Origin of the sequence: Cellulomonas oligotrophica, from assembly GCF_013409875.1 — a bacterium.
Lineage (GTDB): Bacteria > Actinomycetota > Actinomycetes > Actinomycetales > Cellulomonadaceae > Cellulomonas > Cellulomonas oligotrophica.
The window spans coordinates 2989484-3006543 of record NZ_JACCBK010000001.1; the positions used below are offsets into that span (position 1 = coordinate 2989484).

Genomic DNA, 17060 nt, shown 5'->3' on the forward strand with positions numbered 1-17060 from the left:
CCATCGCACGGTGCTGCATCATCCGTGTAGCGTTGCTGCATGGATCCGCAGGCGTTGGCGACGCTGCGCGCGGTGCGCACCCACGGCGGGGTCACCGCCGCCGCCGCGGTGCGGCACCTGACGCCGTCCGCGGTGTCCCAGCAGATCGCGGTCCTGCAGCGCGAGGTCGGCGTCCCGCTGACGCAGCGGGTGGGGCGCGGGCTGCGCCTGACGCCCGCCGGCGACGCGCTCGCCGACGCGGCCCTGGACGTGGCGGTGGCCCTCGAGCGGGCGCGGGCGGCCTGCGACGCGTTCGCGGCCCGCCCGCAGGGCACCGTCACCGTCTCGGCGTTCGCGAGCGGGGCGCAGATGCTCCTGCCGGGCCTGCTCACCCGGGTGGCACGGCTCGACGGGGTCGAGGTCCGGTGCGTCGACGAGGACGTCGCGCAGGACGCGTTCGCGGCGCTCACGGACCGGATCGACGTGGTGGTCGCGCACCGCCCCGACCGCAGCCACGACTGGGGCCCGGGCGTGCGGGTGGTGCCGCTGCTGCGCGAGCCGCTGGACGTCGCCGTGCCGCTCGACCACCCCCTCGCGGACCGCGACCACGTGGCGCCGGCCGACCTGGCCGACGCGCGGTGGATCGCCGTGCGGGAAGGGTTCCCGGTGGCGACGGTGCTGGCGGCCGTCGCGGCGGGCACGGGCGCTGCGCCCACGGTCGTGCACCGCATCAACGACTTCCACGTGGCCGAGGCGCTCGTGGAGGCCGGTCACGGGGTCAGCCTGCTGCCGCGGTGGACGACCCGGGCGGCGGACGGCGTGCGGCTGCGGCTGCTGCCGCTGGTCGGGGTGCGCGCCGGGCGGCGCATCGACGCCCTGGTGCGTGCCGACCGGGCAGAGCGCCTCGTCGTGCGCACGGTCGTCGACGAGCTCGTGGCGCACGCGGCGGGGATCGGCGCCGCGGGCCGTGGCGGCACGGACCGTGGTGCGTGACGATCCCCACGGCCCCGCCGGATCGACCCGCGTGATCGTGGGCCACGCCTGATCGGACGGGGGACTCTCCTCGCAAACCGGACGAAACACCGGTACCGTCCGACGACGTGACTCCGGTGGGTGGTGTGCGCATGACGAGCTCGACCGTGCGCGGTGACGCAGACGTGGAGATCCGCGCCGACGGTCTCCCGCAGCGTCGCGCCGTGCTGCCCGTGCGACCGCGGGTGCGGGTGTCGTTCGAGACGCTCGAGGCCACGGTCCGCGGCCTGCGCACCGTCGACGAGCACCATCGCCCCGTCGACGTCGCGAGCCCCCCCGCCGGCGGCGAGCCCCCGATCCCCGGCCGGCGCTGACCCGACCCGCACCGACCCGCGCCGGTCCGACCGGTGCCGGACCGACCCGCGCGGGGTCGGGCAGGTGCCGGGCGGGGCCGGGCGCCGTTCCTCCGGGCTCAGCGCCCGGTGAGCAGCACGACCTTGCCCCCGGCGCGGCGCGTGGCCTGGAGGCGGTGGGCGTCCGCGACGTCGGCGAGCGGGAACGTCGCGGCGACGTGCACGTCCAGCGCCCCGTCCGCGGCGAGCGCCGACAGGTGGGCCCGTGCGGCCTCCTGCAGCCCCGCCCCGCGCCCCGCGCCCGGCCCGAGGGCGCGCACGCCCAGCGCGGCGGCCCGGGCGGAGGCCGGGAGGGTGACGACGCGGGTGCGGTCCGCGACGAGGGCGACCGAGACGTCGAGCGCCTCGACCGTGCCCGTCGTGTCGATCGCGACGTCGACGCGGTCGTCGGGGCCCACGGCGGCCCGGACCCGCTCGAGCAGGCCCGGCCCGGAGGCGACCGGGACGGCGCCGTACCGGTCGAGGCACGCGACGTGCCGGGGCGAGACCGTCGTCACGACGCGGGCGCCGCGCAGCGCGCACAGCTGGGCGGCCATGCGTCCCACGCCGCCCGACCCGCCGTGCACGAGCACCACGTCGTGCGCGCCGACCCCGGTCACGTCGACGGCGTGCAGCGCCGCGGCCCCTGCGGCCAGCAGACCGGCCCCGGCGGGCGCGGACAGGCCCGGCGGGCGGCGCACGAGCACCCGCTCGGGGGCCACGACGAGGTCGGCGTACCCGCCGTCGACGGGCCAGGCGACGACCTCGTCGCCGGGGGAGAACCACCGCACCGCGGACCCCACGGCCCGCACGACGCCGGCGACCTCCGCGCCCGGGCGCACCGGCCCGGGCGCTGCGGTGCCGGGCCGGTAGGCGTCCAGGTCGCCGTGGCCGACGCCCGCGGCGTGCACCGCGACGAGCACCTCGTCGGGCCCCGGGTCCGGCACGTCCACCTCGACGACCCGCAGCACCTCGGGCCCTCCCGGCGCGTGCGCGACGACGGCCCTGCTCCTGTGCGGCACCCCGCCACCCTGGACCGGTCGGGGCGGGTGCGCCACGGGTCCGGCGGTCACCCGAAAGGCGGAGATCCGCACCGTCGTCGGCCCCGGCGGCCGGCCCGGGCGGGGTGCGCGGGCGGCTCGTGGGCGGGCGCGCTCAGGCGACGGGGCCCAGGACGCGGTCGACGTAGGCGTTCGCGAACAGCCCGTCCGGGTCGACGCGGCGCCGCACGGCGACGGCGTCGGCGAACCGTGGGTACAGCGGTGCCAGGCGCGCCGCGTCGAGGCCGTGCAGCTTGCCCCAGTGCGGCCGCCCGCCGACCTCGGCGACGATCCGCTCGACCGCGTCGAAGTACCGGGCGTGCGGCAGCCGGACGTTCTGGTGCACCGCCACGTACGCGGTCGGGCGCCCGTGGGCGGTCGAGAGCCACACGTCGTCGGCCGCCGCGAAGCGCACCTCCACGGGGAACGGCACGGGCTCGCCGGTGCGGCGGACCCAGGCGTCGACGGCCCGCACGACGTCGGCGACGTGCTCGCGGGGCACGGCGTGCTCGGCCTCACGGAACCGGACCCGGCGGGCGGAGACGAGCACGCGGTCGGAGCGGGCCGTGTACCGGCGCGCGGCGAGCCCGCGCGCGGCCACGGCGTTGAGCCGCGGGGCCAGCGAGGGCCGCGCCCCGGCGACGGCGCAGACGAGCGCGAACGCGCCGTTGGAGAGCAGCTCGTCGTCGACGAGGCGGCGCAGGCGGGGCAGCGGCAGGTCGACGTCGTCGGGCACCCGGTCGTCGACCTTGACCAGGGCGCGGTCGGTGTGCGGGAACCAGTAGAACTCCAGGTGGTCGTGGGTGTCGACGTCCTGCTGGAGGCTCTCGAGCACGGCGGGCAGGCGGGCGGGGCGCTCGACCGCCAGGAGGCGGAACGCGGGGACCACCTCGACCGTGAGCGCCACGAGGACGCCCGCGGTGCCCAGGCCGAGGCGCGCGAGCTCGAGCAGCCCCCGGTCGCTCCCGGCGTCGACGTCGACGAGGTCGCCGCGCGCCGTGACCAGGCGGGCGCCGACGACCTGGGCCGCGAGACCGGGCAGCCGGCCGCCGGTGCCGTGCGTGCCGGTGCTCACGGCGCCCGCCAGGCTCTGGTGGTCGATGTCGCCGAGGTTGGGCATGGCCAGGCCCCGGACGGCCAGCGTCGCGTTGAGCTCGCGCAGCCGGACCCCGGCGCCGACGGTCACCCGGGCGGTGCCGTCGGGGCGGGTGCGCACACGCTCGACGGCGCGCAGCGCGTCGAGCCGGAGCAGGACCCCGTCGGTCGCCGCGGCCGGGGTGAACGAGTGCCCGGCGCCGACCACCCGCACGCGCAGCCCGTCGCGCCGTGCGGCCAGGACGGCCGCGACGACCTCGTCCTCGCCGCGCGGGCGCACGACCCTGGCGGGAGCGGCGCACGCCGTGCGTGCCCAGTTCTCCCACGTCGTCGTGGCAGCCGGACGGACCATCGCCCTGCCAGGATCGACGTGGTCGGTTGTCCAGGTCAAGTGTTCGAACGACTTGACCAAGGTCATGACGACAGATGAGATGATGTCCACCGAGCACGCGGCCGGGGGGGTTCGCGTCGCCGTTCGTCGCAAGGAGGGGCCCGTGAACCGACTGCCGGTGGCCGAACGCCGTGAGCAGCTCGTCGAGGCAGCACTGACCGTCGCCACGCGCGACGGGATCGAGGCCGCCACCGTGCGTGCCGTGGCTGCCGAGGCCGGTGTGTCGCTGGGGGTCGTGCACTACTGCTTCCAGGACAAGGACGAGCTGCTGCGCGCGATGGCCCACACCATCACCGAGCGCAACATGGTCCGCGGCGTGGCGGAGATGCCGGACTCGAACGACGTCGGCGTGCTCATGCGCCGCGTCGTGGAGACGCTCTGGCACAACATCCGCAGCACCCGGGGGCCGCAGCTGCTCACGTACGAGCTCACGACCGTCTCGCTGCGCCACCCCGAGCTGAGCCAGGTCGGCGCCGAGCAGTACCGGCTGAGCTGGGGCGCCGCCGACCTGTTCCTCAGCGAGATCGAGCAGGCCGCCGGGATCGTCTGGACCGCGCCGCGCGAACGCCTCGCCCGGTCGATCATCGCGGCCATCGACGGGTTCTCCCTGGCCTGGCTCGTGGACGACGACGAGGACGCGGCCCTCGAGGGCCTGCACCTGTTCGCGCAGTTCCTCGCGTCGCAGACCGCACCCGCCGGCACCGCGGCGCCGGCCGGCACGAACGGTGCGCCCGGGGCCGAGCCCGCCGCCGCGCCCGGGGGCGGGCACCACCTGGTCGCCGTGCCCGACGCGGACGACGAGGCGGGGGACCGGCCGGCCCTGGTGTGAGCGTGGGCGCCGATGCCGCGCGCCGCCCGGCGGCCGCCGGGACCCTCGGCGCGCGGCTCGGCGCCGCCACGGCCGGGCTCGCCGCACCGCTCGTCGTCGTCGACCTCGACGCGTTCGACGCCAACGCCGACGACCTCGTCCGGCGCGCGGTCGGCGTGCCCGTGCGCGTCGCCACGAAGTCCGTGCGCGTGCGGGCCCTCCTGGACCGCGCGCTCGCGCACCCCGGCACCGCCGGCGTCATGGCGTACTCGCCCGCGGAGGCGCGCCACCTCGTCGACCACGGCGTGCGGGACGTCCTGCTCGGCTACCCGACGGTCGACCGGGCCGGGGTCGACGCGGTCGCCGCGGCACCCGCCGCCGCCGCGGCCGTCACGTTCATGGTCGACGACGACGACCAGGCCGCCCTGCTCGCCGACGCGGCCCGTCGGCACGGCACCACGCTGGGCGTCTGCCTCGACGTCGACGCGTCCCTGCGGGTCGGGCGCGGCCCGCTGGCCCTGCACCTCGGCGTGCGCCGGTCGCCCGTGCGGACGCCCGCCGACGCGGTCGCGCTCGTGCGCGCCCTGGCCGCCCGTCCCGGGCTCCAGGTCCGCGGCGTCATGCTCTACGAGGCCCAGGTCGCCGGGATGCCCGACACCGACCCCCTCGTCCGCCTCGTCAAGCGCGCCTCCGTCGCCGAGCTCGCGCACCGGCGCCGCGACGTCGTCGACGCCGTCGAGCAGGAGCTGGGCCGGGCCCTGACGCTGGTGAACTCGGGCGGCACGGGCTCGCTCGAGACCAGCGCGCCGGCGGCACGGGTCACCGAGGTCACCGCCGGCTCCGGCCTGCTCGCCCCCACGCTCTTCGACGGCTACCGGGCGTTCACGCCCCGCCCCGCGGCGTTCGTGGGCCTCGACGTCGTCCGCGTGCCCGGGCCCGGGTGGGCGACCGTGACCGGCGGCGGCTGGGTGGCGTCCGGCCCGGCCGGCCGCAGCCGCCTGCCCCGCCCCGTCGCACCGGCGGGCCTGCGGCTGGCCGGCCGCGAGGGCGCCGGCGAGGTCCAGACCCCGCTGCGCGTGCCCACGGGCGCCGACCTGCGCGTCGGCGACCGCGTCTGGTTCCGGCACGCCAAGGCCGGCGAGGCCATGGAGCACGTCGACCACGTGCACCTCGTGCGCGGCGACCGCGTCGAGGCCACCGTCCCCACCTACCGCGGCGAGGGCGTCGGCATCGGCTGACGCGTCCGGTCGGGCCCCGGCACCCCGGTAGCCTGGGCCGGTGACCCTGCGGCTGTTCGACAGCGGCACCCAGACGGTGCGCGACTTCGTCCCCCTCCACGAGGGGCGCGTCGGCGTCTACCTGTGCGGTGCCACCGTCCAGGCACCCCCGCACGTCGGCCACCTGCGCCCCGTGATCGCGTTCGACGTGCTCGTGCGCTGGCTGCGCCGCGGCGGGACCCACGTCACGCTCGTGCGCAACGTCACCGATGTCGACGACAAGATCCTCGCCAAGGCCGCCGCCGCGGGCGAGCCGTGGTGGGCGTGGGCCATGACGCACGAGCGGGCCTTCACGGCCGCCTACGACGCGCTCGGCGTGCTGCCGCCCACCTACGAGCCGCGCGCGACCGGCCACGTGCCCGCGATGGTCGAGCTCATGGAGCGCCTCGTCGAGCGCGGCCACGCCTACGTCGCCGGCCCCGGCGACGTGTACTTCGACGTCGGCTCCTGGCCCGCGTACGGGTCGCTGACCAACCAGCGCGTCGAGGCCATGGTCGACGCCCCCGACGACGCGCGCCCCGGCGACAAGCGCGACCCGCACGACTTCGCCCTCTGGAAGGCCGCCAAGCCCGGCGAGCCCGCCACCGCCGCGTGGGACACCCCGTTCGGCCGCGGCCGCCCCGGCTGGCACCTCGAGTGCTCCGCGATGGCCCACCGGTACCTCGGCGAGGAGTTCGACATCCACGGCGGCGGGCTCGACCTGCGCTTCCCGCACCACGAGAACGAGCAGGCCCAGTCGCGGGCCGCCGGGTACGGGTTCGCCCGCTACTGGCTGCACAACGGCTGGGTCACGCAGGGCGGCGCCAAGATGAGCAAGTCGCTCGGCAACGGGCTGCTCGTCACCGCCGTGCTGGAGAAGGTCCGCCCGGTCGTGCTGCGGTACGCCCTGACCGCCGTGCAGTACCGCTCCATGCTCGAGTGGACCGAGGACACGCTCCGCGAGTCCGAGGCCACCTGGGAGCGGCTCGCGGGCTTCGTGCAGCGCGCCGCCGAGCGCACCGGCGCCGCGACGGCCGACGAGGTCGCCACGGTCGAGCTGCCCGCACCCTTCGCCGCCGCGATGGACGACGACCTCAACGTGCCGGCCGCGCTCGCGGTCGTGCACGAGACCCTGCGCGCGGGCAACAGCGCGCTCGCCGCGGGCGACGACACCGCCGCACGCGGCGCGATGGTCGCCGTCCGTGCGATGCTCGACGTGCTCGGGCTCGACCCGACGAGCGAGCAGTGGGCCGGCACGGACGGGGACGACCGCACCGCGCGGGCGCTCGCCGCCCTCGTGCAGGCCGAGATCGAGGCGCGCGCCGCCGCGCGCGCCTCCCGGGACTGGTCCACCGCCGACGCGATCCGGGACCGCCTCACGGCGGCCGGCGTCGTGGTCGAGGACTCCCCGACGGGCGCCCGCTGGACCCTGGCGGCGCCCACCACCGACGGCACGGAGGACTGATGGCCGGCAACTCCCAGCGGCGCGGGGCGACCCGCAACCCGGGTTCGAAGAAGGGTGCCCGCGTCGGCACCGGCGGCAACGGCCGTCGTGCCCTCGAGGGCAAGGGGCCGACCCCCAAGGCCGAGGACCGCCCGTACCACGCGGCGCACAAGAAGAAGGTCGCCGCCGAGCGCGTCGCGGGCCGCCCCGGCGGCTCCGGGCGGCCGTCGGCGGGGGCGTCGCGCAGCGCGGCCGGCTCGCGGGGCGGCCGCACGAGCGCGACGCACGAGATCGTCAGCGGGCGCAACTCGGTCCTCGAGGCGCTGCGCGCCGGCATCCCCGTCTCGACCGTGTACCTGGCGGCCCGCCTGGAGGCCGACGACCGCACGCGCGAGATCATCAGCCTCGCCGCGGACGCCGGCTACCCGCTGCTCGAGGTCGGCCGCGCCGAGATCGACCGGCTCACGGACGGCTCCGTGCACCAGGGCGTCGCGATCCAGGTGCCGCCGTACACGTACGCCGAGCCCGACGACCTGCTCGACGCCGCCCACGCGGCCGACGTGCCGCCGCTCGTCGTCGCCCTCGACGGCGTGACCGACCCGCGCAACCTCGGGGCCGTGCTGCGGTCCGCCGGGGCGTTCGGCGCGCACGGGGTGCTCGTGCCGGAGCGGCGCGCCGCGGGCGTCACGGCCGCGGCGTGGAAGGTCTCCGCGGGTGCGGCGGCCCGGGTGCCGGTCGCGCGGGCGACCAACCTCGCGCGCACCCTCGGCGAGTACCAGCAGGCCGGCATGTTCGTCGTCGGGCTCGACGCCGGTGGTGACGTGCCGCTGGGCGAGCTGCCGTACGCGGGCGACCCGCTGGTGATCGTCGTGGGCTCCGAGGGCAAGGGCCTGTCGCGGCTCGTGCGCGAGCGGTGCGACGCGATCGCCTCGATCCCCATCGCCGCCGCGGTCGAGTCCCTCAACGCGGGCGTCGCGGCCGGCATCGCCCTCTACGAGGTCGCCCGGCAGCGCGCGGTCTGAGCACCGACGCACGACGCCCGCCACCGGTCCGGTGGCGGGCGTCGTCCTGTCAGGTCGGGCGGGTGCCGCTCAGTAGCGGAACTCCGAGACGCGGGCCCGCAGGTCCTCGGACATCTGGGCGAGCTCGTTCACCGCGGCGCCCATCTGCCCCAGCACGTGCGAGGACGTCTGGGAGGCGTCGGCGACGCCGACGATGTTGGTGGCGATCTCGCCGGAGCCGGTCGCGGCCTCCGCGACGGAGCGGGACATCTCGTTGGTCGTGGCCGTCTGCTCCTCCACCGCCGAGGCGATGGTGAGCTGGTAGTCGTTGATCGAGGCGATGATCGTGCCGATCTCGCCGATCGCACCGACGGCACCGGTGGTGTCGTGCTGGATGGCCTCGACGCGGCGGGCGATGTCCTCGGTGGCGCGCGCGGTCTCCTGCGCGAGCTCCTTGACCTCGCCGGCGACGACCGCGAAGCCCTTGCCGGCCTCCCCGGCACGCGCGGCCTCGATCGTCGCGTTCAGCGCCAGCAGGTTCGTCTGCTCGGCGATCGACGTGATCAGCTTGACCACGTTGCCGATCTCCGCCGACGACGTGCCCAGGCGTGCCACCGACTCGTTGGCGGTCTCGGCGGCGGCCGTCGCGGACTGCGCGACGCGGGTCGCCTCGGTCGCGTTCTGCGCGATCTCGCGGATCGACGCACCCATCTCCTCGGCGCCCGCGGCCACGGCCTGCACGTTGCGGCTGACCTGCTCCGCGGCGGCGGCCACGACACCGGCCTGCACCGACGTCTCCTCCGGGCCCGCCGCGACCTGCGACGACGACGCCGAGAGCTCCTCGGCGGCGGCCGCGACGGTCTGCGAGGTGGAGACGACGCCGGAGATCGCGTCCCGCAGCGACGCCTGCGCGCTGTTGAGGTCGGCGGCGAGCAGACCCAGCTCGTCCCGGGTGTCGATCGGCACGTCGACGGTCAGGTCACGCTCGCGCATGCGCTCCGCCGTGCGGCGGACCAGGGCCAGGTCGCGACGGGTGCGGCGCATCACGACGAACACGATCGCACCGGCCAGGCCGCCGCCCACCAGGGTGACGACGACCGCGATCACGGTGGCGTTCTCGACGACGTCCTGGTCGGCGGCCACACGGGCCGACGCGTCGGCGGCCACCGAGTCGATGAGGGCCTGCAGCGCGTCGGACACCTCGCTGGTGATGGGGCGCACCTGCTCGACGTACGCGTCGTGGTAGGCGGTCGCGCCGTCCTCGACGGTCGGCTGGATGGCCGTCGACGTCTCCTGGTACCGGGCCACGGCGTCGAGCAGGGCCGCGTACGCGGTCTCGTCGAGCACGTACGGCTCGTACGCGGTGATGTTCTCGAGGGTCTGGGCGTCGAAGCCGGCCCGCTCCTCGTCGATCGTCGCCCGGTCCTCCTCGAGGACCATGCCGTACTCCAGCACCCGCGCCCGGCTCGCCTGGAACCACCGCTGCGTGTTCTGCAGGTAGGCCTGCGGGGTGATGGCGTTCTCCTCGAGCGCCTCGATGTCCGACGCGAGCGCACCCAGGCGGTTGACGCCCACGGTCGAGACGGCGACCAGCGCGGCCAGCGTCACGGCGAACGCCAGCCCGATGCGCACCAGGAGGGACAGGTCGGCGAACCGACGGCGGGGGGCAGGCATGGCGGGAGGACCTCCACGGGATCGCACGGGGCGCCGGTCGACGCCCCCGCGTCCCACCCATCGGCCGCACTCACCCGCGGGTGAACCCCGCAGCGGGTGAACGACCGTCCAGGTGCTCTGCGGTCAGCCGATCAGCTGGTCGGGGTCGTACCCGTCGTCGTCGCGCAGGTCCTCCGGGCGTGTGCCGAGCACGGCCTGCTCGTCGGGGCGCGTCGGCAGGATGTCCTGCACGTAGCTGTGCGCGACCTCGACCATCGGCACGTCGCGGTGCTGCTGCTGCGACATGAACCACCGGTGGTCGAGCAGCTCGTGGTAGACCTGCGCCGGCTCGAGCTTGCGGCGCAGGTCCCGGGGCACCGAGCGCACCGCGGGCTCGAAGACGTCGGTCAGCCAGTCGTGCGCGACGAAGGCCTCGTCCTCGGCCTGCCGGTCCGTGGTGGCCCGGAACTCGTCGAGGTCGTTGAGCAGGCGGCGTGCCTGGTTCTCGCCCACGTCCAGGCCCGTCAGGCGCATGAGCCGGCGGGAGTGGTGCCCGGCGTCGACGACCTTCGGCTGGATGCGCACGGTCGTGCCGTCGAGGTCGGTGAGGATGTCGAGCTCGCCCACGTCGAAGCCCAGGTCGTTGAGCCGGTCGATGCGGGCCTGCACGCGCCACCGCTCGCCGAACCCGAAGGACTCCGTCTCGGTCAGGGCCCGCCAGAGCTCGCCGTACCGCGCCGCGAGGGCGTCACCGATGGCGACGGCGTCCTCGTCCTCGTCGAGGAACTCCCCGGCCTGCAGGTCCATGAGCTCGCCGATGATGTTGACCCGGGCGACCTCGAGGTCGTACGAGCGCTGCCCGTCGGTCAGCCGGTCGTGCAGGTCACCCGTCTCGGCGTCGACGAGGTAGGCGGCGAACGTCTCCGCGTCGCGGCGGAACAGCGTGTTCGACAGCGACACGTCGCCCCAGTAGAAGCCGGCCAGGTGCAGCCGCACCAGCAGGACCGCGAGGGCGTCGATGAGGCGGGTCGCGGTGTCGGGCCGCAGCGACTGGCTGAACAGGGCGCGGTACGGCAGCGAGAACTGCAGGTGCTGCGTGATGAGCACCGCCTCGAGGGGCTCGCCCTCGGGGGACCGGCGCCCGGTGATCACGCCGACCGGCTCGACGCTGGGCACCTCGAGCTTGCGCAGCTGGCGCAGCAGCTCGTACTCGCGGTACGCGACGGTCTCGCCGATCTCCTTGATGGCCACGACCCGCCCCGACATGCGGGCGAACCGCACCACGTGCCGCGAGATGCCCCGCGGCAGCGCCGCGAGCGTCTCGGCCGGCCAGTCCTCCAGCGGCACGTGCCACGGGAGGTCGAGGAGCGCCGGGTCGGGGTTGGCCGCCGTGATCTGGAGGCGCTGTGCCGTGCCGCTCATGCGTCGATCCTCTCAGGTCGGCCGTAGGACCTGCGCGCCGGGCCCGCAGCGGACCCGCCGTGCAGGTCAGGCGTGCAGGTCCGGCGGGCAGACGGCGAGGCGGGCCCGGGATGACCCCGGACCCGCCTCGTGCGTGGTCGTACCGGTGCGTCAGGCGGGGATGCGCTCGCCCGAGCCGGCGTGGAACAGGTGCTGCTCGTTGGGGCGGATGCGGACGTTGATCGTCTCGCCCTTGCCGGGCACCTGGCGGGGGTCGACGCGCACGATGACCTGCGCGTCGCCGGCGCCGGAGTGGACCTCGGCGGCCTGGCCGAACTCGTTGGTCAGCTCGCCGTAGACGAACGCGTCGGAGCCGAGCTCCTCGACGATGTTCACGACGACCGGGAAGGAGTCCGGCGTGCCGGCGGGCACGACGTCCAGCGACTCGGGGCGGAAGCCGACCGTGATGTGGCCCTTGTCGTCCTCGGTGAGGCCGGCGACGACGTCGCGGGGCAGCGCCATCCGCGAGCGGCCGACGGCCGCGGCACCCTCGGCCACCGGGAAGGTGCCGATGTTCATGGCCGGTGAGCCGATGAAGCCGGCGACGAACACGTTGGCGGGGGTGTCGTACATGTCCCGCGGCGTGCCGACCTGCTGGAGGATGCCGTCCTTGAGGACCGCGATGCGGTCGCCCATCGTCAGGGCCTCGGTCTGGTCGTGCGTGACGTAGACCGTCGTGACGCCGAGGCGGCGCTGCAGCGAGGCGATCTGCGTACGGGTCTGCACGCGGAGCTTGGCGTCGAGGTTCGACAGCGGCTCGTCCATGAGGAACACCTGCGGCTGACGCACGATCGCGCGGCCCATGGCGACGCGCTGGCGCTGGCCGCCGGACAGGGCCTTGGGCTTGCGGTCGAGGTACTGCGACAGGTCGAGGATCTTGGCGGCCTCCTCGACGCGCTGGCGGATCTCCGCCTTCGGCGTGCCGGCGATCTTCAGGGCGAAGCCCATGTTGTCCGCGACCGTCATGTGCGGGTACAGCGCGTAGTTCTGGAAGACCATCGCGATGTCGCGGTCCTTCGGCTGGACGTCCGTGACGTCGCGGTCGCCGATGAGGATGCGGCCGGCGTTGACGTCCTCCAGGCCGGCGAGCATGCGCAGCGAGGTCGACTTGCCGCAGCCGGAGGGGCCGACGAGGACGAGGAACTCGCCGTCCTCGATGTGGAGGTTGAGGGCGTCCACCGCGGGACGCTCGGTGCCCGGGTACACCCGGGTCGCGTGGTCGAAAGTGACCGTGGCCATGAGCGATCAATCCCTTCACCGGCAGGTACGTGCCGGACGATCCGTCGTGAAGAGTGTCAACGCACGGTCGGTGGAGGCACCGTGCTCGAGCCCTGTGTCTCCGCTGACACGGATCGAGAGCGGGCTCCGGGGAGTCCCCTCTCGGTCGTGGTCAGTATGGCACAGATCACCCTGCCGCCCGCCGGGACCGTGACGCCCCGGAGGTCACCGGTCCCAGGTGGCGGCGAGGTCGGCGAGGACCGCGACGACCGCGTCGGGCGACCCGACGCGGTACGCGGCGGCGGTCTGCCCGGCGCCCACCTTGACCGTGACGTCCGTGGCGCCGAGCGCGGCGAACGCGTGCTCGTCGGTGACGTCGTCACCGGCGTAGAGGACCACGGGGGCCCCGAGCTCGCCGCGCAGCGCCTGCAGGGCCGTGCCCTTGTCGGCGGGCAGCACCGTGAGCTCGACGACGTCCTTGCCGTGCAGCGTGCCGCAGCCCAGCTCGGTGCCCAGCGCGAGGGCCTGGGCCTCGGCCTCGGCGCCGACGTCGGGCTCGGCGAGGCGGGTGTGCACGACGACGGCGGTGGGCTTGGTCTCGACCCACACCCCGTCGCGGCCCCGGGCGACGGCCGCGGCCCGGGCGCCCAGCGCCGCGAGCCGGTCGGCCTGCGCGTGCGTGAGCTCGACGACGTCGCGGTCCAGCCCGAAGGTCGTCACGCGGGCGCGCTCCGCGCCGTGGCTGCCGATGAGGAACGTGCCCGCGGGCACCTGCGCGAGGGCCTGCAGGTCGGCCATCGACCGGCCTGACACCAGCGCCAGCTCCAGGCCGGCGTGACCGGCGAGCGTGGCGAGGGCGTCGACGCCGGCGGGCAGGATGCGCGAGGCCGAGGGGTCGTCCTGCAGCGGCGCGAGGGTGCCGTCGAAGTCGAGCGCGACGAGCAGCGGGTGCGCGTCGGCGTCGGCGGCGAGGGCGTGCAGCCGGTCGGTCAGGGCGCGGGCGTCGCGCGGCTCGGCGTTCACTCGCCGCTCCTCGGGACGGCGGCCAGCACGGCCAGGAACTGCTCGGACCACGCGCGCACGTCGTGCGAGAGCACGCGGCGGCGCAGCCGGCGCATGCGCTTGCGGGACTCGCGCGGGTCCAGGTGCGCGGCGTACGTGATCGCGTCCTTGGTGCCCGCGATGTCGTGGGGGTTCACCAGGATCGCGCCCTGCAGCTCGTCGGCGGCCCCGGTGAACTCGCTGAGCACGAGGGCCCCGCGGTCGTCCGAGCGGGCGGCGACGTACTCCTTGGCGACGAGGTTCATGCCGTCGCGCAGCGCGGTGACGAGCATGACGTCGGCCGCGAGGTACAGCGCCGCCATCTCCTCCATCGGGAACGACTGGTGCAGGTACTGCACGGGGGCGTGCCCGACCTGGCCGTAGTCGCCGTTGATGCGCCCGACGAGCAGCTCGACCTCGTCGCGCAGCTGCTGGTACGCGCCGACGTTCTCCCGGCTGGGGCTGGCGACCTGCACGAGCGTCGTCGCGGTGGGAGACAGGCGCCCGTCCTCCAGCAGCTCGCCGTACGCCTTGATGCGGTGCCGGATGCCCTTGGTGTAGTCGAGCCGGTCGACACCGAGCAGCAGGATCTCCGGGTCGCCGAGCTCCTTGCGGATCTCCATGGCGCGCTGCTGCACGGCCGGGGTGCGCGCCAGGGTGTCGAAGGCGGTCGAGTCGATCGAGATGGGGAACGCGGCCGCGCGCACGTGCCGCTGGGCGTCGGTCCCCTCGCCGATCGTCACGACCTGCCCGCGCGTGGTCAGGTCGGTGAACCGGCGCACGACGCGCACGAAGTTCGACGCGTCCCCGCCGCGCTGGAAGCCCACGAGGTCCGCACCCAGCAGCCCCTCGACGACCTGCCGGCGCCACGGCAGCTGGGCGAAGATCTCCAGCGGGGGGAACGGGATGTGGTGGAAGTACCCGATGCGCAGGTCGGGTCGCAGCTCGCGCAGGAACGCCGGCACGAGCTGCAGCTGGTAGTCGTGCACCCAGACCGTGGCGCCGTACGCGGCCTGCGACGCCGCGGCCTGCGCGAACCGCCGGTTCACGCGCTGGTACGCGTCCCACCACTGCCGGTGGAACGTCGGCGGCGCGATGACGTCGTGGTACAGCGGCCACAGCGAGTCGTTGGAGAAGCCCTCGTAGTACCGCTCCACCTCGTCGGAGGTCAGCATCACCGGCACCAGCCGGGTGCCGTCGACGTCGAACGGCTCCAGCTCGAGCCCGGGCGAGCCGCCCCAGCCCACCCAGGCACCGTCGGCCTGGGCCATGACGGGGGCCAGGGCGGTCACCAGACCGCCCGGGGACCGGGTCCACGTGGTCTCGCCGTCCTCGCCGACGCTCACGTCGACGGGGAGACGGTTGGCGACGACGACCAGGTCCTGGCCGTCGGTCGGCACCTGCTCGGGCACGGTGGATCAACTCCTCGGATGGCTGGTCACGACCCTAGCCGCAGGTGCCGCACCCCGCCCCGGGTGTCGCTGCGCTGTGCGGCAGGTCACCGCCGGATACGGTTCGGGGCATGGAGCGGATCGGCCTGGAACCGGGGACCGAGGTCGGGGGGTACACCGTCGTGGCCCCCCTCGGCTCGGGCGGCATGGGCACGGTCTACCGCGCCACGGACGGCGGCGGCACCGTCGTCGCGCTCAAGCTGCTGCACCCGCACGTGGGCTCGGACGCCGCGGCGCGGGCCCGCCTCATGCGCGAGGTGCAGGCCCTGCAGAAGCTGCGGCACCCCGCGGTCGCCGCGGTCCTCGACGCCGAGGCCGACTCCACCGAGGCGTTCCTCGTCACCGAGCTCGTCGCCGGACCCACGCTGGCCGAGCGGGTCCGCGACGACGGCCCCCTCGACGCCGACGCCCTGCTGGAGCTCGCCTCCGGCCTGCGCGACGCGCTCGACGCGGTGCACGCCGCCGGGGTCGTGCACCGCGACCTCAAGCCCTCGAACGTGCTGCTCACCGACCACGGCCCCGTGCTCATCGACTTCGGCCTGGCCCAGGGCGTCGACGACGACGCCAACCTCACCTCGACCGGCCTGGTCATGGGCACCCCGGGCTACCTCGCCCCCGAGATGCTCGACGGCGGCGAGCCCGGGCCCACCACCGACATGTGGGGGTGGGCGGCGCTGCTCGCGTTCGCCGCGAGCGGCCGCGACCCCTTCGGCTCCCGCCCCCTCGAGGCCGTGCTCACCCGGGCGCGCGCCGGGGACGTCGACCTCGCCGGCGTGGGGCCGCTCACCGCGGCGGCGATCAGCGGCGCGCTGCGCCCCGACCCGGCCGACCGCACCGACCCCGCCGACGTCGTCGCCGCGCTGACCACCGTCGCTGCCGAGGGCGACCTGCCGCCCGACGACGTCGCGACCGTCGCCGTGCCCGCCCCGCCGCCCCCGGCCGCCCCCACCGAGGCGGTCGCCGCCCCCGCCGCCGTGCCCCCGGCGCCCCCTGCGCCCGCACCGCCGCAGCCCGCCGCCAACGACGGGCACACCGTGGCCGTCCCGGTCGGCGCCGGGTCCGCCCCGCCGTCCGTCCCGCCCGCCGCCGACGAGGCGCCCACCGAGGTCTGGGACGACGACGCGACCGCCCAGCACGACCCCGCCGACCCCGACGGCGTGGACTGGATCTCCGACGACCTCGACGCCTCGGAGCCCGAGCAGCCCGACGGCTCCGGGTACGAGCGCCCCGCCGCCGCCCGCCGCTGGGGCGGCCTGCTCGCCCTTGCGCTCGTGGTCCTCGGCGCCGGGGCCCTCGCGCCCGTCGTGACGTTCGCCGTCGTGCTCGTGCTCGTCGTGGTCGCCCGCACCGTCGGGGCGACCGTCGAGGCCATGCACGACCGCCGCGAGCGGCGCGGGGTGCGCGGCTCGGACGTGCCGATCGCCGTCGCGAGCTCGCCCTGGTACCTGCTGCGCTCCCTCGTGGGGCTGCTGCCCTCGCTCGTCGTCGCCGCCAGCGTCGTCGTCATCGTGCTCGGCGTCGTCTGGTGGCTGATCGGCTCCGGCACGTGGCAGCCGGACGGTGTCGAGCTCGGCGACGAGCCCGCCGGCCTGACCGCCCAGCTCCTCGTCGGCGCGACCGTGCTGCTCGGCGTGCTCGTGCTGTGGTTCGGGCCGCTCTCGCGCATGACCCGCACCGGTGCGCGCCGCACGCTCGCGCTCGTCGCCCCCGGCCGCCCCGGCGCCGCCGTCGTGGTGATCCTCGCGCTCGCGGCCGCCGCCGTGCTCGGCGCCCACCTGGAGCAGGGCACGGGCACCACCTGGGACCCGTTCACCGCGCCGCGCCTGCCCAGCCCGTAGGGCGGGACCGCAAGGCCCTG

The 17060-nt window shown here is 75.8% G+C and carries 14 protein-coding genes; 7 read left to right on the top strand and 7 right to left on the bottom strand.

The annotated features are described in order from the left end of the window. Window positions 1–39 precede the first annotated feature (39 nt). On the top strand, window positions 40–972 hold the full coding sequence (locus BKA21_RS13640) for a LysR family transcriptional regulator (protein WP_140459614.1): 933 nt from the start codon (window positions 40–42) through the stop codon (window positions 970–972). 131 nt (window positions 973–1103) lie between these two features. After that, a complete protein-coding gene (locus BKA21_RS13645; protein ID WP_140459615.1) occupies window positions 1104–1325 on the top strand; it encodes a hypothetical protein in 222 nt (73 codons plus the stop codon). Window positions 1326–1423: 98 nt separating this feature from the next. Here the strand turns inward: BKA21_RS13645 and BKA21_RS13650 are convergent, their stop codons facing one another. Then, a complete protein-coding gene (locus BKA21_RS13650; RefSeq protein WP_140459616.1) occupies window positions 1424–2365 on the bottom strand; it encodes a quinone oxidoreductase family protein in 942 nt (313 codons plus the stop codon). A gap of 133 nt (window positions 2366–2498) precedes the next feature. Continuing rightward, window positions 2499–3830, bottom strand: a complete 1332-nt coding sequence (locus BKA21_RS13655; RefSeq protein WP_140459617.1) for a D-arabinono-1,4-lactone oxidase — start codon at window positions 3828–3830, stop codon at window positions 2499–2501. Window positions 3831–3972: 142 nt separating this feature from the next. Here BKA21_RS13655 and BKA21_RS13660 point away from each other — a divergent pair, with 142 nt between their 5' ends. Genes BKA21_RS13660 through rlmB form a run of 4 tightly spaced genes read left to right on the top strand, consistent with a single transcriptional unit; the run spans window position 3973 to window position 8399 of the window. Then, window positions 3973–4698 carry a TetR/AcrR family transcriptional regulator gene (locus BKA21_RS13660; protein ID WP_140459618.1) on the top strand — a complete coding sequence of 242 codons (726 nt, stop codon included), beginning with the start codon at window positions 3973–3975 and terminating at the stop codon, window positions 4696–4698. Between the two features lie 2 nt (window positions 4699–4700). Beyond that, window positions 4701–5915, top strand: a complete 1215-nt coding sequence (locus tag BKA21_RS13665) for an alanine racemase (RefSeq protein WP_140459619.1) — start codon at window positions 4701–4703, stop codon at window positions 5913–5915. A 40-nt stretch (window positions 5916–5955) separates the two neighbouring features. After that, a complete protein-coding gene (gene cysS, locus BKA21_RS13670; RefSeq protein ID WP_140459620.1) occupies window positions 5956–7398 on the top strand; it encodes a cysteine--tRNA ligase in 1443 nt (480 codons plus the stop codon). Further along, entirely contained in the window at window positions 7398–8399 is a 1002-nt protein-coding gene (gene rlmB, locus BKA21_RS13675) for a 23S rRNA (guanosine(2251)-2'-O)-methyltransferase RlmB (protein ID WP_140459621.1), read from the top strand. Before cysS ends, rlmB begins: the two co-directional genes overlap by 1 nt. Before the next feature lie 69 nt (window positions 8400–8468). Here the strand turns inward: rlmB and BKA21_RS13680 are convergent, their stop codons facing one another. The 5 genes from BKA21_RS13680 to BKA21_RS13700 form a co-directional block, all read right to left on the bottom strand. Then, window positions 8469–10052 carry a methyl-accepting chemotaxis protein gene (locus BKA21_RS13680; RefSeq protein WP_140459622.1) on the bottom strand — a complete coding sequence of 528 codons (1584 nt, stop codon included), beginning with the start codon at window positions 10050–10052 and terminating at the stop codon, window positions 8469–8471. Window positions 10053–10175: 123 nt separating this feature from the next. Next, complete coding sequence (locus BKA21_RS13685; protein ID WP_140459623.1) at window positions 10176–11453, bottom strand: DUF4032 domain-containing protein; 1278 nt, start codon at window positions 11451–11453, stop codon at window positions 10176–10178. Window positions 11454–11603: 150 nt separating this feature from the next. Further along, on the bottom strand, window positions 11604–12731 hold the full coding sequence (locus BKA21_RS13690; protein ID WP_140459624.1) for an ABC transporter ATP-binding protein: 1128 nt from the start codon (window positions 12729–12731) through the stop codon (window positions 11604–11606). Window positions 12732–12935: 204 nt separating this feature from the next. Then, on the bottom strand, window positions 12936–13733 hold the full coding sequence (otsB, locus tag BKA21_RS13695; RefSeq protein ID WP_140459625.1) for a trehalose-phosphatase: 798 nt from the start codon (window positions 13731–13733) through the stop codon (window positions 12936–12938). Continuing rightward, on the bottom strand, window positions 13730–15163 hold the full coding sequence (locus BKA21_RS13700; protein ID WP_140459626.1) for an alpha,alpha-trehalose-phosphate synthase (UDP-forming): 1434 nt from the start codon (window positions 15161–15163) through the stop codon (window positions 13730–13732). Before BKA21_RS13700 ends, otsB begins: the two co-directional genes overlap by 4 nt. A 110-nt stretch (window positions 15164–15273) precedes the next feature. Between BKA21_RS13700 and BKA21_RS13705 the strand changes: the two genes are divergently transcribed. Then, complete coding sequence (locus BKA21_RS13705) at window positions 15274–17040, top strand: serine/threonine-protein kinase (RefSeq protein WP_140459627.1); 1767 nt, start codon at window positions 15274–15276, stop codon at window positions 17038–17040. The last annotated feature ends 20 nt before the right edge of the window (window positions 17041–17060 follow it).